This is a genomic window from Pectobacterium versatile, assembly GCF_003932035.1.
Taxonomy (GTDB): domain Bacteria; phylum Pseudomonadota; class Gammaproteobacteria; order Enterobacterales; family Enterobacteriaceae; genus Pectobacterium; species Pectobacterium versatile.
The window spans coordinates 4,288,326-4,309,149 of sequence record NZ_CP034276.1 but is presented as its reverse complement, the minus strand read 5'-3'; the positions used below and the strand labels follow the sequence as shown (position 1 = coordinate 4,309,149).

16 protein-coding genes are annotated in these 20,824 nt (G+C 51.7%); 11 read left to right on the top strand and 5 right to left on the bottom strand.

Annotation, left to right across the window (positions count from 1 at the left end):
- Positions 1 to 38 precede the first annotated feature (38 nt).
- Positions 39 to 584, bottom strand: a complete 546-nt coding sequence (locus EIP93_RS19470) for a helix-turn-helix transcriptional regulator (protein WP_095700684.1) — start codon at positions 582 to 584, stop codon at positions 39 to 41.
- 675 nt (positions 585 to 1,259) lie between these two features.
- Entirely contained in the window at positions 1,260 to 2,012 is a 753-nt protein-coding gene (gene loiP / locus EIP93_RS19465) for a metalloprotease LoiP (protein WP_103861927.1), read from the bottom strand.
- A gap of 410 nt (positions 2,013 to 2,422) precedes the next feature.
- On the opposite strand from loiP, the gene tkt reads away from it, so the two are divergent.
- From tkt to EIP93_RS19430, 7 genes are all read left to right on the top strand, one after another.
- Entirely contained in the window at positions 2,423 to 4,417 is a 1,995-nt protein-coding gene (gene tkt, locus EIP93_RS19460; RefSeq protein WP_103972613.1) for a transketolase, read from the top strand.
- A gap of 314 nt (positions 4,418 to 4,731) precedes the next feature.
- Positions 4,732 to 5,748, top strand: a complete 1,017-nt coding sequence (gene epd / locus EIP93_RS19455) for an erythrose-4-phosphate dehydrogenase (RefSeq protein ID WP_039487404.1) — start codon at positions 4,732 to 4,734, stop codon at positions 5,746 to 5,748.
- Positions 5,749 to 5,820: 72 nt separating this feature from the next.
- Complete coding sequence (gene pgk / locus EIP93_RS19450; protein ID WP_039305500.1) at positions 5,821 to 6,984, top strand: phosphoglycerate kinase; 1,164 nt, start codon at positions 5,821 to 5,823, stop codon at positions 6,982 to 6,984.
- A 137-nt stretch (positions 6,985 to 7,121) separates the two neighbouring features.
- Complete coding sequence (gene fbaA / locus EIP93_RS19445; protein WP_039487408.1) at positions 7,122 to 8,198, top strand: class II fructose-bisphosphate aldolase; 1,077 nt, start codon at positions 7,122 to 7,124, stop codon at positions 8,196 to 8,198.
- A gap of 260 nt (positions 8,199 to 8,458) precedes the next feature.
- Positions 8,459 to 9,307: a small-conductance mechanosensitive channel MscS gene (mscS, locus tag EIP93_RS19440; RefSeq protein ID WP_103861925.1), complete on the top strand. Its 849-nt coding sequence runs from the start codon at positions 8,459 to 8,461 to the stop codon at positions 9,305 to 9,307.
- A 251-nt stretch (positions 9,308 to 9,558) separates the two neighbouring features.
- Positions 9,559 to 10,173, top strand: a complete 615-nt coding sequence (gene argO / locus EIP93_RS19435; protein WP_103861924.1) for an arginine exporter ArgO — start codon at positions 9,559 to 9,561, stop codon at positions 10,171 to 10,173.
- 218 nt (positions 10,174 to 10,391) lie between these two features.
- Positions 10,392 to 11,117, top strand: coding sequence for an oxidative stress defense protein (locus EIP93_RS19430; protein WP_103861989.1), 726 nt, complete (start codon positions 10,392 to 10,394; stop codon positions 11,115 to 11,117).
- 91 nt (positions 11,118 to 11,208) lie between these two features.
- Here the strand turns inward: EIP93_RS19430 and EIP93_RS19425 are convergent, their stop codons facing one another.
- Positions 11,209 to 12,102: a LysR family transcriptional regulator ArgP gene (locus EIP93_RS19425; RefSeq protein ID WP_102118500.1), complete on the bottom strand. Its 894-nt coding sequence runs from the start codon at positions 12,100 to 12,102 to the stop codon at positions 11,209 to 11,211.
- Positions 12,103 to 12,342: 240 nt separating this feature from the next.
- Here EIP93_RS19425 and rpiA point away from each other — a divergent pair, with 240 nt between their 5' ends.
- Together rpiA and serA are read left to right on the top strand one after the other, a co-directional pair.
- The gene (gene rpiA / locus EIP93_RS19420; protein WP_125233143.1) at positions 12,343 to 13,002 is read left to right on the top strand and encodes a ribose-5-phosphate isomerase RpiA; all 660 of its coding nucleotides are present in this window, start codon (positions 12,343 to 12,345) and stop codon (positions 13,000 to 13,002) included.
- A 294-nt stretch (positions 13,003 to 13,296) separates the two neighbouring features.
- Positions 13,297 to 14,529 (top strand): phosphoglycerate dehydrogenase, encoded by a 1,233-nt coding sequence (serA, locus tag EIP93_RS19415; protein ID WP_039469952.1) that lies wholly within the window; start codon positions 13,297 to 13,299, stop codon positions 14,527 to 14,529.
- Between the two features lie 70 nt (positions 14,530 to 14,599).
- On the opposite strand, the gene EIP93_RS19410 is transcribed toward serA, so the two are convergent.
- Positions 14,600 to 15,601 carry a zinc-binding alcohol dehydrogenase family protein gene (locus EIP93_RS19410; protein WP_103942175.1) on the bottom strand — a complete coding sequence of 334 codons (1,002 nt, stop codon included), beginning with the start codon at positions 15,599 to 15,601 and terminating at the stop codon, positions 14,600 to 14,602.
- A gap of 136 nt (positions 15,602 to 15,737) precedes the next feature.
- On the opposite strand from EIP93_RS19410, the gene EIP93_RS19405 reads away from it, so the two are divergent.
- Together EIP93_RS19405 and EIP93_RS19400 are read left to right on the top strand one after the other, a co-directional pair.
- On the top strand, positions 15,738 to 16,646 hold the full coding sequence (locus tag EIP93_RS19405) for a LysR family transcriptional regulator (protein WP_103861922.1): 909 nt from the start codon (positions 15,738 to 15,740) through the stop codon (positions 16,644 to 16,646).
- A gap of 254 nt (positions 16,647 to 16,900) precedes the next feature.
- Entirely contained in the window at positions 16,901 to 18,604 is a 1,704-nt protein-coding gene (locus tag EIP93_RS19400) for a methyl-accepting chemotaxis protein (protein ID WP_125233142.1), read from the top strand.
- 76 nt (positions 18,605 to 18,680) lie between these two features.
- Here EIP93_RS19400 and ettA read toward each other — a convergent pair whose 3' ends face one another.
- Positions 18,681 to 20,348 (bottom strand): energy-dependent translational throttle protein EttA, encoded by a 1,668-nt coding sequence (gene ettA, locus EIP93_RS19395; protein ID WP_072012442.1) that lies wholly within the window; start codon positions 20,346 to 20,348, stop codon positions 18,681 to 18,683.
- Positions 20,349 to 20,824 lie beyond the last annotated feature (476 nt).

Below are 20,824 nucleotides of genomic sequence, written 5' to 3'. Positions count from 1 at the left end.
GGGATGCGAGTGAGCATCCCTTTTTTTTCGTCTATCGCTCAGATAAGCGAATGACTCATATTGATATCAGTTGCTGGTTTTGGAAGGGAATCAAATTCTTCAATGACGCTGTCTTTGAAGATAATTTTAGCAATAAGCAGTAAAGAGTTTTTATCCTGAACACCATATTTATTCAGTAATCGTGATTTGCTGTTCAGTACTGACTTCTTATTTAATCCGATGATATCGGCAATCGCTTCCGCTGTGTAGCCCGCACACCAATGCTGGAATACGGCATATTCAGATTTTGACAATCTGACGGGACTGAATAAACGGCGGTCGTGAAGGTGGACGAAATCGAGTAATTTATAAAAAGAATCGATGGCTGCTGACTTTGAAATAAGAATCGTTTTTTCGTCAATGCACACGGGAGGGTGATTGGGAGAATTATTGATGATAACGAACGACGACGCCATATTATAAAAGTGAGTTCTTATCGACTCGTAGTATTCCTCAAAGCCCTCGCTGCTACCGTCAATGATGAAAATACATTTCTTCTTTCCTTGCTGCAGCGTAAACCTGTTGACGGGTTTTATCGAGAGCATAGGGATACTGGATAGGATTTCCCGTAATCCCACCGTGGTAAAATTGCATTTACTGAAAATTCTCACATCCATGATTTTTAACACATATGAGTTTATTGTCTGAAAGTGGCCATAAACCAATAATCGTTGCTGATGTTATCCAGTTATTAAGAAATCGCGATCCTGAAATGCCTTTAAATCGCTAAAAAGGTGGAGCTTCTAGAGAAACCTGCGGGCGCGACAACAGGTTTTATCATATATCTATATGATCAAACTGGAAAAATTTTTATTGGTTTAACATAGTATGCTTGATTTACTGGTTTATTTCTATCTTTAAATACAGGGGGTTACTCCATCATTCTTGTTTATTGCGACGGATGTCTCTGTGCTAATCGCGATTGTCTGTTTTTCCGTATGCGCCGCATTCGCGGAGTGCGGCTTCCAGCATCTGGAAATCTACCAGATTCGTTTCTTAAAAAGAGAACGGAAAGTAAATATGATTGAAAATAACTATCTATTTATATCTATTAATTCTCAAATCCTATCATGGAGAAGATAGAATCGATCGCAGATAGCTGTTATGCAACAGCTTACTGTGAATATGATGGGGATGATAGTGGTCGGATGACTTGCGGGCAATTGAGATTTTTTCAATTGCCCTTGGGTAGACGTTTTGCAAGTAATCAGGGCGTGGAATTACTTCCCAGCAGCAATACGTTCACGAATGTGTTTCGCGCGGCCTTCTGATGAAGGGTGAGAATCGAACATGCTGCTCTCACGGCCAGCATCAAGTTTGGCTAGTTTTTCAAAGCTGCTTGCCAGACCTTCCAGCTTGACGCCACGTTTCTTCAGCAGATCGAAGGAGTAATCATCTGCCTGCGTTTCCTGAGTTTGAGAGAATTGGGAATTAACCAGTGCTTCTCCCAGATCGGCGAGTTGAGACTGTGACAGGGAGGCTGCTACGCCACCCGCAGAGCCAATTGCAGTACGTGCAGCAGTCGCCGCATAGGCAACTTGCATGGCTTTACGCGTGTGGCCCAGCGCAACGTGGCCAATTTCGTGGCCGAGAACGCCTTCCACTTCATTGTCATTCATCATATCCATCAGGCCGCTGTATACGCGGATGCAACCGTTAGCCATTGCCCAAGCGTTAACGTCTTTTGTCAGATAAACCTTATAGTTGGCTGGTGTACCGTTGATGTCATGACCCAGTGCATCTGCAATTTTATTCAGGCGCTGTGTGTATTTGCTGTCGGCAGGGGCAATCTTTGCTTCTTTATCCATTTGCTCACAGGACTGGTTGCTGAGCGATTTAACATCAGCATCGCTGAGTGTTGCCGCCTGGAAAGCCTGTGCGCCGGATTGCATTAAGGTACTGGTGTTTAAGTTCTGGCAGCCGGTCAGCAAGGTTGCGACACACAGCGCCAGTACAGAAGAACGAATAGCCATAAAAATCATCTCCATACGATTAATGTTTATTTTTTAATACTAAAAAAGCGACTTTAAGGTACCCGAAAATGGCATTGATAAATAGATCGGAAAATCTGATTTGTATTTTTTCTGATAGCCCGTAGGCCATGAATTTTGTTTCCAGAGCGTTCCAAAAAGAGGCTGTGGATAAAGGTAAACCCACTGGAAAACATAGCGTATGGCGCTGCAATCAACTGCACAATTGGCAAAAGAACCGCCGTTGATTCGTTAGCCGATAAATCCCTGTTTTTTGCTCACGGTTCCATGTGCATTCCCTCTGCTTTTCATGTACATTTGTAATCATATTTATTTTGTCATTCTTGTTTAATTTGTTGTTTTTTATCGGTTATTCAAGAAAGGCAGTCGTTCAATCCGATCTGGAGTCAAGCATGTCCTCTCGTAAAGAACTTGCCAATGCTATCCGTGCGCTGAGCATGGATGGGGTGCAGAAAGCCAAATCCGGTCACCCTGGTGCACCGATGGGCATGGCCGATATCGCCGAAGTGCTGTGGCGCGATTATCTTAACCATAATCCGGCCAACCCTAACTGGGCCAACCGTGACCGCTTCGTGCTGTCCAATGGCCACGCTTCCATGCTGATTTACAGCCTGCTGCATCTCTCCGGCTACGACCTACCGATTGAAGAACTGAAAAACTTCCGTCAGCTGCATTCCAAAACTCCGGGTCACCCTGAATACGGCTACACCGCCGGCGTCGAAACCACCACCGGCCCGCTGGGTCAGGGTGTTGCCAACGCCGTGGGTATGGCGATTGCCGAGCGCACGCTGGCGGCGCAGTTCAACCGTCCGGGCCACGAGATTGTTAACCATCACACCTACACCTTCCTCGGTGACGGCTGCATGATGGAAGGGATTTCCCACGAAGTCTGCTCGCTGGCAGGCACCATGAAGCTCGGTAAACTGACCGCGTTTTATGATGACAACGGCATCTCCATCGACGGCCACGTTGAAGGCTGGTTTACCGACGATACCGCTGCCCGTTTTGAAGCCTACGGCTGGCACGTAGTGCGTGGCGTAGACGGTCACGACGCTGAAGCTATCAAACGCGCTATCGGTGAAGCCCAGCTTGTCACTGACAAGCCGTCGCTGCTGATGTGCAAAACCGTGATTGGTTTCGGTTCACCGAACAAGGCCGGTACGCACGATTCCCACGGTGCCCCGCTGGGTGATGCGGAAGTCGCGGCTTCCCGCGAACAGCTGGGCTGGACGCACGCGCCGTTTGATATCCCGGCTGACATTTATGCTGCCTGGGACGCGAAACCGGCCGGTCAGCGTAAGGAAGCGGCCTGGGATGAGGCGTTTGCCGCCTACGCCAGCGCGTACCCTGAGCTGGCTGCTGAGTTCACACGCCGCACCGGTGGTGAACTGCCGACCAACTGGCAGGCAGACGCACAGAAATTTATCGACGATTTGCAGGCCAATCCGGCGAAAATCGCCAGCCGCAAAGCCTCACAGAACGCGCTGGAAGCCTACGGCAAACTGCTGCCGGAATTCCTGGGCGGCTCTGCTGACCTGGCACCGAGCAACCTGACCATCTGGTCCGGCTCGGTTTCACTGGATAAAGACCACGCGGGTAACTACATCCACTACGGCGTGCGCGAATTCGGCATGACGGCGATTGCCAACGGGATTGCGCTGCACGGGGGCTTTGTACCGTACACCGCAACCTTCCTGATGTTTGTGGAATACGCGCGTAACGCCGTGCGTATGGCCGCGCTGATGAAAATCCGCAGCATCTACGTTTACACCCACGACTCCATCGGTCTGGGCGAAGACGGCCCGACGCACCAGCCGGTTGAACAGCTGGCAAGCCTGCGCGTGACGCCGAACATGAGCAACTGGCGTCCTGCGGATCAGGTAGAAACCGCGGTGGCGTGGAAATATGCCATTGAGCGTCAGGACGGCCCGACGTCGCTGATCCTGTCCCGTCAGAACCTGGCGCAGCAGCCCCGTACTGCTGAGCAGTTGGCGAACGTGGCGAAAGGTGGCTATGTGTTGAAAGACAGCGACGGCCAGCCTGAGCTGATCCTGATAGCGACCGGCTCTGAAGTTGAACTGGCTGTCGGCGCGTATGACAAACTGACTGCCGCAGGCCGCAAGGTGCGCGTGGTGTCTATGCCGTCTACGGATGCGTTCGACAAGCAGGATGCGGCCTACCGTGAAGCGGTGCTGCCGAAAGCGGTAGCGGCACGCGTCGCGATTGAAGCGGGCATTGCAGACTACTGGTTCAAGTACGTCGGCCTGAACGGCGCGATCGTCGGCATGACGAGCTTCGGTGAATCGGCTCCGGCTGAACTGCTGTTCGAAGCATTCGGCTTCACTGTCGATAACGTCGTTGAAAAAGCGCAGGCGTTGCTGAAGTAATTACGCCGCGTTAATCTCGATATGAGAAGCCGTCAGCTAACGCTGGCGGCTTTTTTTCATCTTTAACTTAACCTACCTCTTGATGTGCGTTGTTTGTCCCCCGATCGCGGCTTTTTCATTTTTATGACGCAGGTCACTCTTCTGGCGTGTGCCAAACGAGAATATTTCTTTTATGCGTTAATTCGTTTATTCTAGCTGAAGCGTTTCAGTTGTTGTGCTGACGGCGTTTCTCCAGGGGTTCTCTGGTGTCTAAGAAGGGTATATCCTATGCGCTGGGTAACTCTGCTATGACACAAGGAATCACAAGGAACGCCATGACGATTCGTATTGCGATAAACGGTTTTGGCCGCATCGGCCGCAGTGTTTTACGTGCGTTGTATGAATCGGGTCGCCGAGCCGAGATTACGGTTGTGGCGATCAATGAGCTGGCGAGCGCGGAAGGCATGGCGCATTTGCTCAAGTACGACTCCAGTCACGGCCGTTTTTCGTGGGATGTGCGTCAGGAGTGCGACCAGCTTTATGTCGGTGATGACTGTATTCGTCTGTTACATCAGACAGAGATTCAGCCATTGCCCTGGCGAGAACTCGGTATCGATATCGTGCTGGATTGCAGCGGCGTCTACGGTAGCCGGGAAGATGGGGAAGCTCATCTGGCGGCAGGTGCGAAGAAGGTGCTGTTTTCTCATCCGGGAACGACGGATCTGGATGCCACGGTGGTGTTTGGCGTCAATCACCATCAGTTGGAAAGCGGGCACCGCATCGTTTCCAATGCGTCCTGCACGACCAACTGCATTATCCCGGTCATCAAACTGCTGGATGATGCCTTTGGTATCGAGAATGGTACGGTGACGACGATTCACTCGTCGATGAACGATCAACCGGTGATCGATGCTTATCATCACGATCTGCGGCGTACACGAGCCGCCAGCCAGTCGATCATTCCGGTAGATACTAAACTGTCGGCGGGGATCACCCGTATTTTTCCGCAGTTTGTCGATCGTTTTGAGGCGATTTCGGTGCGAGTGCCGACGATTAACGTTACGGCAATTGACCTGAGCGTGAGCGTCAGGAAAGCCGTAAATGTGAATGAAATTAACGCACTATTGCAAAAATCAGCGCATGAGTCGTTTCGTGGTATAGTTGATTATACTGAATTGCCGTTAGTGTCGGCTGATTTTAACCACGATCCGCACAGTGCCATTGTCGACGGTACGCAGACACGGGTCAGTGGTCAGCATCTGATTAAAACATTGGTCTGGTGCGATAACGAATGGGGCTTTGCCAACCGGATGTTGGATACAACACGGGCGATGGCGGCCAGCGGTTTCTAGTACGACGGTGGCGATCTAGGGTCGCTATCTCGCTCAAGCAACTTTAAAAGAGAATCAACAAGAGGATTCACCATGTCTGTAATTAAGATGACCGATCTGGATCTGGCTGGTAAACGTGTTCTTATTCGTGCGGATCTGAACGTACCAGTAAAAGAAGGGAAAGTGACGTCTGATGCGCGCATCCGTGCCTCTCTGCCGACCATCGAAATCGCCCTGAAACAAGGCGCTCGCGTTATGGTCACTTCCCACCTGGGACGCCCGACCGAAGGCGAGTACAACGAAGAGTTTTCTCTGCTGCCTGTCGTTGACTACCTGAAAGAGAAACTGTCTTCTCCTGTACGTCTGGCGAAAGATTACCTGGATGGTGTTGATGTCGCCGAAGGCGAGCTGGTTGTACTGGAAAACGTCCGCTTTAACAAAGGCGAGAAGAAAGACGACGAAGTCCTGTCCAAGAAATACGCGGCGCTGTGTGATGTGTTCGTAATGGACGCATTCGGTACGGCACACCGTGCGCAGGCTTCAACCCACGGCGTGGGTAAATTTGCCACTATCGCTTGTGCAGGCCCGCTGCTGTCTGGTGAGCTGGAAGCGTTGGGTAAAGCCTTGAGCAAACCAGCCCGTCCGATGGTCGCTATCGTTGGTGGTTCTAAAGTCTCCACCAAGCTGACCGTACTGGATTCCCTGTCTAAAATCGCCGATCAGCTGATCGTCGGTGGCGGTATCGCCAACACCTTCGTTGCCGCACAAGGCCACAACGTGGGTAAATCTCTGTACGAAGCTGACCTGATTCCTGAAGCGAAAAAGCTGCTGGAAACCTGTGATATTCCAGTACCGAGCGATGTGCGTGTTGCGTCAGAATTCTCTGAAACTGCAGCTGCAACGCTGAAGTCTGTTACGGCAATCAAAGACGAAGAGCAGATTCTGGATCTGGGTGATGTATCCGCTGAGCGTCTGGCTGAAATTCTGAAGAATGCCAAGACCATCCTGTGGAATGGCCCGGTTGGCGTCTTTGAATTCCCTAATTTCCGTAAAGGAACTGAGACCATCGCTCGTGCTATCGCAGATAGCGACGCGTTCTCTATTGCAGGTGGCGGCGATACGCTGGCTGCGATCGATCTGTTTGGTATTGCAGATAAAATCTCCTACATTTCTACTGGTGGTGGCGCATTCCTCGAATTTGTCGAAGGGAAAAAACTGCCAGCAGTGGTTATGCTGGAAGAACGTGCCAAGCAATAATTTAAGGTAAGGGGCGTTTTTCCCCTTTCCTGTGGTTGTCTCGATATGTGATGTTCGCAATCTCGTGTCGAGACAGCCTGTCGATTTAACATCGACCTCTTTAACCCCTCCACGGCCAACGAAACGGGACACGTAACATGTCTAAAATTTTTGATTTCGTAAAACCCGGTGTCATCACTGGTGATGACGTTCAGAAAGTTTTCGCAGTAGCAAAAGAAAACAAATTCGCCTTGCCAGCAGTGAACTGTGTCGGTAGCGACTCAATCAATGCTGTGCTGGAAGCCGCAGCCAAAGTGCGCGCGCCAGTCATCGTTCAGTTCTCTAACGGCGGTGCCGCATTCATCGCGGGTAAAGGCCTGAAAGCAGAAGGTCAGCAGGCTGCAATTTTGGGTGCGATTTCTGGCGCTCATCATGTGCACCAAATGGCTGAACATTATGGCGTGCCGGTGATTCTGCATACAGACCACTGCGCGAAGAAATTGCTGCCGTGGATCGATGGCCTGCTGGACGCGGGTGAAAAACACTTTGCTGCTACTGGCAAACCGCTGTTCTCTTCTCACATGATTGACCTGTCTGAAGAATCTCTGGAAGAGAACATCGAGATCTGCTCTAAATATTTGGCGCGTATGGCCAAAATCGATATGACCCTGGAAATCGAACTGGGTTGCACCGGTGGTGAAGAAGATGGTGTGGATAACAGCCACATGGATGCTTCTGCGCTGTACACCCAGCCAGAAGACGTTGACTACGCGTACACCAAGCTGAACGCGATCAGCCCACGTTTCACTATCGCTGCCTCTTTCGGTAACGTGCATGGCGTATACAAGCCAGGTAACGTGAAGCTGACCCCGACCATCCTGCGTGATTCTCAGGAATATGTTTCCAAGAAACATAACCTGCCGCACAACAGCCTGGACTTCGTATTCCACGGCGGTTCTGGTTCCAGCGCTCAGGAAATTAAAGATTCCGTTAGCTACGGCGTAGTGAAAATGAACATCGATACCGATACCCAGTGGGCAACGTGGGAAGGTATCCTGAAATACTACAAAGAAAACGAAGCGTATCTGCAAGGCCAATTGGGCAACCCGAAAGGCGACGATCAGCCGAACAAGAAATACTATGATCCGCGTGTGTGGCTGCGTGCCTCTCAGGCAAGCATGGTGACTCGTTTGGAACAAGCCTTCAAAGAGCTTAATGCTGTTGACGTGCTGTAAGTCAGACGACGTATACCCTAAATAATTCGAGTTGCAGGAAGGCGGCGACGCAGTGAGTCCCTTGGAGCTTACATCAGTAAGTGACTGGGGGGAGCGAGGAAAGCCAACGTACATGCAGCTTGAAGTATGACGGGTATAAACATGATTTGATGCTAAGGCTCCTACGGGAGCCTTAATTTTTGGGGCTTTTGGGACTCAATGTTGCGGTTTCAGTTATGGACGTTATGATTTCTCAGTGATTAAAAAACAGGAGCGTTCAAATGGAAGAACTTAATACGGGGTTGGATCAGGCAGGGGACTGGTTGGTGACACACCAGAACTTGTTTTTGCAGTATGCCGTGAATATCGTCGCAGCATTAGTGATCCTCATCGTTGGTCTGGTGATCGCACGGATCGTCTCTGGCACCCTCAATAAAGTGATGATCAACCGTTCTATCGATTCAACTGTGGCAGATTTCCTGTCTGCGCTGGTGCGCTATGGCATTATCGCGTTCACGCTGATTGCGGTATTGAGCCGGGTTGGCGTACAGACTGCATCGGTGATTGCGGTATTGGGTGCCGCGGGTTTGGCTGTCGGTCTGGCATTACAGGGGTCGTTAGCCAACTTTGCTGCGGGCGTCTTGCTGGTGATTTTCCGGCCTTTCCGTACCGGCGAATGGGTGGACTTGGGCGGCGTGTCCGGCTCGGTTACGCAGGTACAGATCTTCTCGACGACGTTGCGCACGTCTGACGGTAAAATCATCGTGGTACCGAATGGCAAAATCATTGCTGGCAACATCATCAACAGCTCGCGTGAGCCTGATCGTCGCACCGAAATTATTGTTGGCGTAGCCTATGATGCCGATATCGACGTGGTGAAAAAGCTGCTGGGCGATATTGTCGCGGCGGATGAACGCATCCAGCACGACAAAGGCGTCACGATTCGTCTGAATGAAATGGCGGCGTCATCGCTGAATTTTGTGGTGTGGGTGTGGACAACCAACGGCGATGCGCAGGCGGTGTATTGGGATCTGCTGGAAAGCTTTAAACGCGTGCTGGATGAGCACCGTATTGCCATTCCTTATCCGCAGATGGATGTGCACCTGCATAACGATGCACCCTCTGCATAACGTAGCCTCTACATAGCTTAGCGCCGAAGCGAAACAGCCAGAGTAAGCGCGCTGACATAATCCGCTAAATATGCACCATGTTCTGATATCGGCATGGTGCATCGTCAGAGCTCGTCCTCTCATCTAACGTTTCCTTCCTCTGATTTCAGCGCATTAGCGTAGCTAATGTAGCGTTAGAATATTCAATTTCACTTATCTAATCGGCTTCCATACACTCCCCGCGACAACAATAAACGGCGTAGGAGAGAAGTATGTGGGCGGTCTATTTACAGGGCGTTCTGTTAGGGGCGGCGATGATTCTGCCTCTTGGGCCACAGAATGCGTTTGTGATGAATCAGGGTATTCGCCGGCAGTATCACCTGATGGTGGCACTGTTATGTGCCTTAAGCGATATGGTGCTGATTGCCGCCGGTATTTTTGGCGGCAGCGCGTTACTTAGTCAGTCCTCATTGCTACTGGGGGCCGTGACTTGGGGCGGTGTTGCGTTTCTGCTTTGGTTCGGCTGGGGAGCAATGAAAACGGCCTTCAGCAAGAATATTGCGCTGGCCAGTGCGGAAGTGATGAAACAAAGCCGCTGGCGCATTATTGCGACCATGCTGGCGGTGACCTGGCTGAATCCGCATGTCTATCTGGATACCTTTGTGGTGCTCGGGAGTCTGGGAAGCCAGTTTGCGGACGATGCCCGAAGCTGGTTCGCGCTGGGGACGATGACGGCATCTTTCACCTGGTTCTTTGCGCTGGCGCTATTGGCCTCTTGGTTGGCGCCGTGGCTGAATACGCCGCGGGTACAGCGGGTCATCAACTTTTTTGTCGGCGTAGTGATGTGGGGCATTGGCTTGCAATTGGCGCGTCACGGTTGGCAGTAATGATTGGAAATAAATAACCTCCCCTTAGGCTGTGTTTCAGAAATTCACCTATATTGTATGGAGTTGGTAATGCGTTATGTTGGTCGGTAAAACAATCCGTCCTGTCTCTTTCATTCTGGAAGATTCCGTGTTGGTGCAGACAATCTATTGGCACAGACAATCTGCCTGCGGCATGCGTGACGAAACATAAGTAAGGAGAGAGTGTGAAGCGAGGTATGATGAAGCTCAATGCGCTGGCGCTGGCCGCTGCGATAGGATTTGGCGGTGTGTCGATAGCTGCGCAGGCTGCGGAATTGCCGGATGGCCCGCATATCGTGACGTCAGGGACATCCAGCGTAGATGCGACACCGGATATCGCGCGTCTGGCGATTGAAGTGAGTGTGTCATCGAAGGATGCGGCGGAAGCGAAAAAGCAGGTCGATGCCCGCGTTGCACAATATTTTGATTTTCTGGGTAAAAACGGCATTGAGAAGAAAGATATTAATGCTGCCAATTTACGTACGCAGCCAGAATATGACTATCTGAAAACGGGTGGTTCGGTGCTTAAAGGCTATCGTGCCGTGCGTCAGGTGGAAGTGACGCTGCGCCAGCTAGATAAACTGAACGAGCTGCTGGATGGGGCGCTGAAATCGGGGTTGAATGAGATTCGCACGGTAGAATTAGGCGTTGCTAACCCAGAAACCTATCGTGACGACGCGCGTAAGAAAGCCATCGAGCAGGCGACGAGTCAGGCGGAAGCACTGGCGCAGGGCTTCAACGCCAAGCTGGGGCCGATCTACAGCGTTCGCTATCACGTTGCCAACTATCAGCCGATGCCAATGGCACGGATGTTTAAAACGGCAGATGCAGCGGTGCAAAGCGAAGCGGCGCAAACCTATGAACAGCAAACCATTCACTTTGACGATCAGGTGGATGTCGTGTTTGAGCTACTGCGTACGCAGTAATGCTCGCGCTAAAACAGGGTTGCGTAAACCATTGATAATACCAACAGGCCTGCTCAGACAGGCCTGTTCTTCTTTATACTTTCTCAGTACGTTATGACTGCCGCAGTACCTGATGACCGTGCGAGAGCAGGGCGTCCGTTACTTTTCTCATCATCCGGCTTTCCGGCGCGAAGCGGTGCCAGTAGAGCATCCGGCGCTGAAACAGCCCCGGCGTCAGGTCGATTAACTCGTTATTGGCAAGCTCTCTCTCGATTTGCAGGTGCGGGATCATGCAGCAGGTCGTGCCTTGGCGCGCCAGTTGTACAAAGGCTTCCGACGAATTCACGATGTGGCAAGGGACGCTGCCCGGTGACAAATCAAAGTTCTGCTGTAAGAAAGCCTGATGCATATCATCCAGATGGTCGAAGGCTACCGCCGGTGCGCGTAGCAGCGCCGAGCGCGTCACGCCATTCGGGAAATAGCGTGCTGCAAAGGCCGGTGAGGCGACAAACAGATAGTCCAGCGCGCCCAGTTTATCCACCAGACAGCTTGGCAGCGGCTGAGATTGAATACTCACCGCACCAACCACTTCACCCCGGCGCAGCCTTTCCTGAGTGCGCGTTTCATCTTCTACCTGCAAATTAAGCCGAATCGGTGAATCGACTAACACCGGCTGTAACGCAGGCAGCAGCCAGGTTGCCAGACTGTCGGCGTTCACCGCCAGCGACAGCAGCAGCGGGATATCGCTGTTGGTTTCATTGCCCAGCCACTCTTCTTCCAGCAGCTCGACCTGATGCAGCAGAGCCAAGAGCTTCTGCCCTTGTTCCGTCGGGCGAGGTGGAATGGTTCTGACCAACAGCGGCTGGCCGAACAGATTTTCCAGCTGTTTAATACGCTGCGAAACGGCAGATTGGGTAATACACAGTTTTTGGGCAGCGCGTTCAAAACCACGCTCGCGGATGACGGCATCCAGAGCCTGAAGCGTTCGATAGTCCGGGCGTTTCATGAAAGTCAAAATCCTCTGAATGAGTCTGTTTTTTTTCACTATGCCACATTTTGCAGATTTGCCATGCAGAAATCTTATTTTGGCTATTGTGCGCAATCACGATTCAGCAGGGTAGGTGTGGAATGATGTGCATGAAATAATGCATCGGCGGTGAAGTGAATTTGCACGCTTTCCCCAACGTGCATGTTCTATAATACGCACACGTTTTCGTATATCGATTCTACAGGCCAGAAGCAGATTATGACGCAAGATGAACTGAAAAAAGCAGTGGGATGGGCAGCGCTCGACTACGTCCGCCCAGACACGATTGTGGGAGTAGGAACCGGATCGACGGCAGCACACTTTATTGATGCGCTGGGTTCGATAAAACATCAAATCAAAGGCGCGGTTTCCAGTTCGGATGCCTCGACGGAAAAGTTGAAAAGTCTGGGCATCCCCGTTTTTGACGCTAATGATGTGGATTCGCTGGATGTCTACGTGGATGGCGCGGATGAGATCAACGGGCACATGCAGATGATCAAAGGCGGTGGTGCAGCGTTGACCCGCGAGAAAATCATTTCAGCACTGTCGCGCCAGTTCATCTGCATTGTCGATGCATCCAAACAGGTTGATGTGCTGGGCAAATTCCCGCTGCCGGTCGAAGTCATCCCGATGGCGCGGTCTTACGTGGCGCGTGAACTGGCGAAGTTGGGCGGGCAGCCGGTCTATCGTCAGGGCGTACTGACGGATAACGGCAACGTCATTCTGGATGTACACAACCTGAATATCATGGATGCGGTCGCGGTAGAAAACCACATTAATGGAATCCCTGGCGTTGTGACCGTTGGGCTGTTTGCCAACCGCGGTGCAGATGTTGCGTTAGTCGGCACGGCTGATGGTGTAAAAACCGTCGTTAGATGAGTTCATGATCGTTCTGACGTGGCGGATGCCCACGTCAGAAATTTTTTAGCTAAAAAAATCTATTTAGTTAATAGCTCATTTTTGGTACTTAATATCACATTTTCTTATTTTGTTTATCGCCGATATGGCGATGCACATCTTTGGCAGTATTTTTTGCCATAAATCAGGCGCGCTCGTCTGTGGCGCGATTTGGGCGAAGCAATCGTTTGTATTGCTGACTGCGTAATTTTTGTTATGTTGGCAGAAGCTATTGAGCACTCTGTCACATTTGAAGTCTGAAAATAAGGTCGGGAAATGGCAAAGGTATCATTGGAAAAAGACAAGATTAAGTTTCTGTTAGTGGAAGGCGTGCATCAGAGCGCGCTGGATAACCTGCGTGCAGCGGGTTACACCAACATCGAGTTCCATAAAGGCGCGCTGGATCCTGAGGCGCTGAAAGCCTCCATCCGCGATGCGCATTTTGTGGGTATCCGCTCGCGTACCCATCTGACAGAAGAGATTTTTGCTGCTGCGGAAAAACTGATCGCGGTAGGGTGTTTCTGTATCGGGACTAATCAGGTTGAACTGTCGGCCGCGACCAAACGCGGTATCCCGGTATTTAACGCACCTTTTTCCAATACCCGATCCGTGGCAGAAATGGTGATCGGCGAAATGCTGCTGATGCTGCGCGGTATCCCAGCGGCCAACGCGAAAGCGCACCGTGGTATCTGGCACAAGCTGGCTGTGGGATCGTTTGAAGCACGCGGTAAAAAGCTGGGGATCATCGGCTACGGCCATATCGGTATGCAGTTAGGTATTCTGGCTGAAAGCCTGGGTATGCACGTTTACTTCTATGATATCGAAAGTAAATTGCCGCTGGGTAATGCTCAGCAGGTGCGCCACCTGTCCGACCTGCTGAATATGAGCGACGTGGTGAGCCTGCACGTGCCGGAAAATGACAGCACGCAGGATATGATGGGGGCGGAAGAGTTGGCGCTGATGAAGCCTGGCTCAATCCTGATTAACGCCGCTCGCGGCACGGTGGTTGATATTCCTGCTTTGTGCGAAGTGTTGAGAAGCAAGCATCTGTCCGGTGCGGCGATTGACGTATTCCCACAGGAACCGGCAACCAACAGCGATCCGTTCCTGTCACCGCTGTGTGAGTTTGATAACGTGCTGCTGACGCCACATATCGGTGGTTCCACGCAGGAAGCGCAGGAAAATATCGGTGATGAAGTCGCCGGTAAGCTGGCGAAATATTCAGATAACGGTTCTACGCTGTCTGCGGTGAATTTCCCGGAAGTATCACTGCCCGTTCATGGCGTACGCGCCAGTCGCCTGCTGCACATCCATGAAAACCGTCCTGGCATGATTACCAAAATTAACCAGATCTTTGCTGAGCAGGGCATTAACATTGCCGCGCAGTATCTGCAAACGACACCTGAAATTGGTTATGTGGTCATTGACGTCGAAACTGACGGTGCGCAAACGGCACTGCAACTGATGAAGGCAATTCCTGGCACCATTCGTGCCCGTCTGCTGTTCTAATTCACTTTAATCGGTGAATAGCGTTAATCAGTGAATAAACAGCCAGCCCCAAATTGGGCTGGCTGCGTTATTACAGCGCGATAACGATCTTGCCGCGCATATGCCCTTCCAACACTTTACCGTGAGCCTGCTTCAGCGTGTCTACCGTTAACCCTTCCAGCGTTTCGCTGGCGGTTCCCTGAAGTTTTCCTGCATCAACCAACTGTGCGACTTCATGCAAAATATTCCCCTGTTCCGCGATATCCGGTGTGGTGAACATGCTGCGGGTAAACATTAATTCCCAATGCAGCGCTGCGCTTTTGAGTTTCAGCGCCGTTTGGTCGAGCGGATTTTTGTTTTCCACGATGGTGCAGATGTGCCCCATCGGCGCGATCAGTTTACTGATGGCATCCCAGTGGCCGTCCGTGTCGTTCAGACAGAAAATATAATCGACCTGTTTGATCCCTTCTTTTTCCAGAGACTCGACCAGATTGCGGTAATCGACGACCTTATGGGCACCGCGCTGGCGGCACCACTCTGCCGAGTCCGGCTGTGACGCGGTGGCGATGATGTTTGCTGAACTGCGCAATGCCGCCAGAGAAATCGCGAGAGAGCCTACACCACCTGCGCCGCCGATAATCAACAGCGTTTTCTCACTGTCGGCCTGCTGTATTTTCAGATGCTCGAATAAGCCTTCCCATGCAGTCAGCGCCGTGAGCGGCAGTGCGGCGGCCGCTGCCCAGTCCAGCGACACGGGTTTGCGCGCTACGATGCGTGAATCAATCAACTGATGGGTAGTGTTGCTGCCGGGACGGGTGATGTCGCCGGCGTACCAGACTTCATCGCCTACCTGAAGGTGGCTCACGGCGCTGCCGGTTTTCAGCACGACGCCGCTGGCATCCCAGCCGAGAATTCGGGGCTGCTGTAATCCATTTTGACGTAATCCAGCATGAACTTTGGTATCCACCGGATTGACGGAAATGGCTTTTACGCCGATCAACAGATCGTATTCACCGGGCTCGGGGATGTCCTGCGTGATGGCAATGAAATTTTCTGGCTGTTGTGGATCAACGGCTATCGCATGAGCGGTCATGGTCTGTTCCTCATTATTTTCGGAATGCGGTCTTGTGAATAAGACATGTTTTTGAATAAAACCAAGTGTAGAACACGGAGATAGGACTGATAAGATGGACAATAAATAATGCAGTGTTCGTCTGAGGTGAACAATAATGTTTAAACAGTTGCAGGATATGGCGCTGTTTGCGTTGGTAGCCGAGTGTGGCAGTTTTACACAGGCGGCGCGTAAAGCCGGGCTGGCAAAATCCAGCCTGAGCCTGCGTATTAGCCAGCTTGAACAGCAGATCGGCCTGCGGTTGCTGAACCGAACGACGCGCCAGCTCAATCTGACGTTTGCAGGCGAGCGCTACCTGATTCACTGTCAGGAGATGCTGCAAGCCAGTGAGCGTGCCGATCTCGCCGTACAGCGCCTGCGTGATAACCCCAGCGGGCGACTGCGCATCACCAGCCCGGCAGGATTAGGTTCTACGCTGCTGGCGCGACTCACCGCCGAGTTTCAGCAGCGCTTTCCGGCGGTATCGCTGGATGTGCTGATTTCAGATGATGTGATCGATCTGGTGCAGGAGGGCTTTGATGTCGCTTTTCGTACCGGTAAGCCTCATGACTCTTCACTTATCGGGCGTTCGCTTGGGCAAACTCCGCGATATTTGCTGGCATCGCCTGACTATCTGGCGCGGCACTCGGCATTACTCCACCCACAGCAGCTCCAGCAACACCGCTGTATTGCGCATCATGCCTGGACGGAGTGGCTCCTTCATCGCGGTTCGGAACTCTATCGCTGGCTACTACCCGATTCGCATATCACGGATAACCTGCTTTACGCCCGGGAGTGCGCCATTGCGGGGGCGGGGATTACGCTATTGCCTGATTTTCTCTGTCTGGATGAAGCCGTTTCTGGAAAACTGGTCAAGGTCCTGCCGGATTGGAAGGTGGAAGCCAACGAGCTTTATCTGGTCTACCCCAGCCGCAAGCTGAATTCGCCCGCATTGGCATGTTTTATCGACTTTGTTTTACAGCATCGCGCGTTGGATGATTACTCAGCGTTTTTGAAAAAGCAGTAGAGATTGCCGTACCTATAATATTTTTGTTTCATTTTTATAGGTATTTTTTAATTTTTATTGAAACGTGATTTCTATCAACTTATTTTAAGTACGTTTTAGACTGAAAATGCCGATAACAATCTTGGTTCCTTTTGACTTTTTTATGAAAGGTTTGTCCTGCGTGGCGTGATTGTCACAATGATATCTGGGCTCTGCCGCACCAATAATGGCAGAGATAATATAGACCAGTGATGGTGAAAATGAGAATGCAACCGATGTCTGTTCAAAAAGAGAAGTTGAGTTATATCAACAATATACGTCTCGTTTCGTTATTTATTACTCTTTTTTCAATTATCCTGATTTTATTTGCGCTTTCTATTGGCACAGCGAGCTATTTCTTAAAGCAGAGTAATGATTCCCTGGATAAGGCTAATGAATTGTCTGATATCCGAGCTGGTATCAGCAGTAGTCTCGATCAACTGCGGGTTGCCAGATTACTGTTCATTCAGGCCGGCGCTGCAAACCGTATTAGCGATCATACGGTGTTCAAGGCGGCTTCCGCAGAAGCGGTTGGGCGAGTCAGAGCTTCACAGAAGCGTTTGGATGAATATATCGCGCGCCCAGACAAACTGGAGAGCGAAAAAGCGCTGGATGATGAAATTCTTAAGTCATACGCGAACTACCGTGATAACGCGATTCTGGCTATGCAGAAAGCGACAAGCGACGGGGAATTTGAAGATCTTATTTCACTGGAAGGTTCACTCACACGCACGTTAGATGAAGCATTTAGTATCCCAGTGCGTAAAAAAGTGGGTGAACTGACAAAGGCTGCGCAGGATATCAACCATCTTGCGGCAGATAATGCCAAACTGGGTTACTGGATGATGGCGGGCTCATTTGCCCTGGCTATTATTATGGCGATCATGGCCTACATCATGGTGCGTAATGTGATCCTCGCGCCAATCAACAGGTTGGTTGATCGTATTCAGAAGATCGCGGCGGGTGATTTGACACAGCCGCCGATGGTGATGGGACGTAATGAGATCGGCACTCTGGGGACGAATATCCAGAGCATGCAGGCGGAACTGACGGATACGGTTACGATCGTGCGCGAAGGTGCGGATTCGATCTATCAAGGATCGTCAGAAATTACGGCGGGTAACGTCGATCTCTCTTCGCGCACCGAGCAGCAGGCGGCCGCGCTGGAAGAAACCGCAGCGAGCATGGAACAGCTGACCGCGACGGTGAAACAGAACTCCGACAATGCCCATCACGCCAGCCAGCTGGCAAAAAATGCCTCTGAAAAAGCGGAGAAGGGCGGACAGATCGTGAAGAATGTGGTGGATACCATGCAGGATATTTCTACCAGTTCACGCCGTATTTCCGAAATCACGTCCGTCATTAATAGTATCGCTTTCCAGACCAATATTCTGGCGCTGAACGCGGCGGTAGAAGCCGCGCGGGCGGGTGAACAAGGGCGTGGTTTTGCCGTGGTGGCGGGTGAAGTCCGTAGTCTGGCACAGCGTAGTGCACAGGCAGCGAAAGAGATTGAAGGGCTGATTGGCGAATCGAGCAGGCTGGTGGATACCGGATCTGGGCTCGTGTCTCAGGCGGGCACAACCATGGGTGAGATTGTCCGCGCGGTTGTCAGCGTGACCGACATCATGGGTGAAATTGCTTCCGCTTCTGACGAACAGAGCCGTGGCATTGGTCAGGTGAGTCAGGCCGTGTCTGAAATGGATAGTGCGACGCAGCAGAATGCGGCGTTGGTGCAGGAAGCCTCGGCAGCAGCCGTTTCACTCGAAGAACAGGCTGCACGTCTGACGCAGGCTGTCGCGGTATTCAAACTGGCTGGCGTGGCTCAGAGACTGAAATCATCCTTGCCGAAGGCTGCGCCGCAACCGCGCTTAGCGCCAGCGATGGCCCTCGCTGGAGCCAGTAGCAAAGGTAGCGATAGTCAAAACTGGGAAACGTTCTGATTAGGTAAGTGAAGCAGTATTGGAAAGAAAAATGGCCCGCAATGCGGGCCATTTGTTTATCACGTTCGATGACGGCTTATTTAGCGATTTTCTTGTATTTGATGCGGTGTGGTTCCAGCGCATCGGCACCCAGCGTACGCTTCTTGTACTCTTCGTACTCGGTAAAGTTACCTTCGAAGAATTCCACTTTACCTTCGTCTTGATAATCCAGAATGTGCGTTGCGATACGGTCGAGGAACCAACGGTCATGCGAGATCACCATGGCACAGCCAGGGAATTCCAGCAGGGCGTTTTCCAGCGCGCGCAGGGTTTCGATATCCAGGTCGTTGGTAGGTTCATCGAGTAGCAGCACGTTGCCGCCTACCTGCAACAGCTTCGCCAGATGCAGACGGCCGCGTTCACCACCGGATAGCTCGCCAACGCGTTTGCCCTGATCAACCCCTTTAAAGTTGAAACGGCCAACGTAAGCACGGCTTGGCATTTCGGTGTTGCCGATACGCATGATGTCCTGCCCGCCAGACACTTCTTCCCAGACGGTTTTGCTGTTGTCCATCGAATCACGGAACTGGTCGACTGACGCCAGTTTCACCGTTTCACCCAGCTCAATTGTGCCGCCATCCGGCTGTTCCTGACCGGACATCATGCGGAACAGAGTCGATTTACCAGCACCGTTCGGGCCGATAATGCCGACAATTGCGCCTTTCGGTACGGAGAAAGACAGCCCGTCGATGAGCTGACGTTCGCCGTAAGACTTGCTGAGGTTGGAGACTTCCACCACTTTATCGCCGAGGCGAGCACCTGGCGGAATAAACAGTTCGTTGGTTTCGTTACGTTTCTGGTATTCGGTGTTGTTCAGCTCTTCAAAGCGTGCCAGACGTGCCTTACCTTTGGACTGACGGCCTTTCGCGCCTTGGCGCACCCACTCCAGCTCTTTCTCAATGGATTTACGGCGTGCCGCTTCCTGAGAGGCTTCCTGTGCCAGACGCTGATCTTTCTGCTCCAGCCAGGAAGAGTAGTTGCCTTCCCACGGAATACCTTCGCCACGGTCCAGCTCTAGAATCCAGCCTGCTACGTTATCGAGGAAGTAACGGTCGTGGGTAATTGCCACCACGGTGCCCTCGAAATCGTGCAGGAAGCGTTCCAGCCAGGCGACAGATTCGGCATCCAGGTGGTTGGTTGGTTCGTCGAGCAGCAGCATGTCCGGCTTTTCCAGCAGCAGACGGCACAGTGCCACACGGCGACGTTCGCCCCCGGACAGGGTGGCGATTTTCGCATCCCACTCAGGCAAACGCAGCGCATCGGCGGCGCGCTCTAGCTGGTTGTCCAGATTATGACCGTCATGCGCCTGAATGGTCTCTTCCAACCGGCCTTGTTCTGCGGCCAATTTATCGAAGTCTGCATCCGGCTCAGCATAGAGCGCATAGACTTCATCAAGACGCTTCAGTGCGGTCACGACTTCAGACACCGCTTCTTCTACGGATTCACGAACGGTGTGCTCCGTGTTTAGCTGCGGTTCCTGCGGCAAATAGCCGATTTTGATTCCAGGTTGTGGGCGAGCTTCGCCCTCGATGTCCGTATCAATGCCAGCCATAATACGCAACAGCGTTGATTTACCGGCTCCGTTCAGACCCAGCACGCCGATCTTGGCACCGGGGAAAAAACTGAGGGAGATGTTTTTCAGAATGTGACGCTTCGGCGGTACGACCTTACCGACGCGATGCATGGTATAAACATATTGAGCCACGTTGCGACTTCGCCTCTCTCTTATCTCTATGATTTGTCACCATAAGCGGGTGACCATATGTAGCACTGTGTTACCTAATACTAAATCGCCGCTAAGGAAATACCCTGGCAGCGGATCGATTATTCTAAGCGCATTACTCTAAGTATGAAGTGTAGCGGTTTTCAGCCTGCGATCCCAGCTATCCGGCGATTTGCCGTGGCCGATCTGAGACCTATGCCCGCCTGATGAATTTCAGAATCGGTTTGCGGATCGGCATATCGTTGTCTGGCATGATGTGCCACACTGGATCTGCCCGATATATCCGTCATACTTCAAGCTGCTTGTGCGTTGGCTGCCCTTACTCACCCCAGTCACTTACCTGAGTAAGCTCCTGGGGATGAAATGAGAGACATCCTGTCTCTCACCGAAGGCCAGCCTTTGGCTGGTCAAATTCGTTCCCGACGAATTTGTCATGCAGTTGCCGCCTTCACGCAACT

What these genes read in the sequence shown, in the direction of transcription:
- EIP93_RS19400 (WP_125233142.1), top strand. Translation starts at nt 16,901, where the DNA reads ATGTCTGTTCAAAAAGAGAAGTTGAGTTATATCAACAATATACGTCTC.
- tkt (WP_103972613.1), top strand. Translation starts at nt 2,423, where the DNA reads ATGTCCTCTCGTAAAGAACTTGCCAATGCTATCCGTGCGCTGAGCATG.
- EIP93_RS19430 (WP_103861989.1), top strand. Translation starts at nt 10,392, where the DNA reads ATGAAGCTCAATGCGCTGGCGCTGGCCGCTGCGATAGGATTTGGCGGT.
- EIP93_RS19410 (WP_103942175.1), bottom strand. Translation starts at nt 15,601, where the DNA reads ATGACCGCTCATGCGATAGCCGTTGATCCACAACAGCCAGAAAATTTC.
- mscS (WP_103861925.1), top strand. Translation starts at nt 8,459, where the DNA reads ATGGAAGAACTTAATACGGGGTTGGATCAGGCAGGGGACTGGTTGGTG.
- rpiA (WP_125233143.1), top strand. Translation starts at nt 12,343, where the DNA reads ATGACGCAAGATGAACTGAAAAAAGCAGTGGGATGGGCAGCGCTCGAC.
- serA (WP_039469952.1), top strand. Translation starts at nt 13,297, where the DNA reads ATGGCAAAGGTATCATTGGAAAAAGACAAGATTAAGTTTCTGTTAGTG.
- EIP93_RS19470 (WP_095700684.1), bottom strand. Translation starts at nt 584, where the DNA reads ATGCTCTCGATAAAACCCGTCAACAGGTTTACGCTGCAGCAAGGAAAG.
- loiP (WP_103861927.1), bottom strand. Translation starts at nt 2,012, where the DNA reads ATGGCTATTCGTTCTTCTGTACTGGCGCTGTGTGTCGCAACCTTGCTG.
- fbaA (WP_039487408.1), top strand. Translation starts at nt 7,122, where the DNA reads ATGTCTAAAATTTTTGATTTCGTAAAACCCGGTGTCATCACTGGTGAT.
- epd (WP_039487404.1), top strand. Translation starts at nt 4,732, where the DNA reads ATGACGATTCGTATTGCGATAAACGGTTTTGGCCGCATCGGCCGCAGT.
- pgk (WP_039305500.1), top strand. Translation starts at nt 5,821, where the DNA reads ATGTCTGTAATTAAGATGACCGATCTGGATCTGGCTGGTAAACGTGTT.
- EIP93_RS19425 (WP_102118500.1), bottom strand. Translation starts at nt 12,102, where the DNA reads ATGAAACGCCCGGACTATCGAACGCTTCAGGCTCTGGATGCCGTCATC.
- argO (WP_103861924.1), top strand. Translation starts at nt 9,559, where the DNA reads ATGTGGGCGGTCTATTTACAGGGCGTTCTGTTAGGGGCGGCGATGATT.
- EIP93_RS19405 (WP_103861922.1), top strand. Translation starts at nt 15,738, where the DNA reads ATGTTTAAACAGTTGCAGGATATGGCGCTGTTTGCGTTGGTAGCCGAG.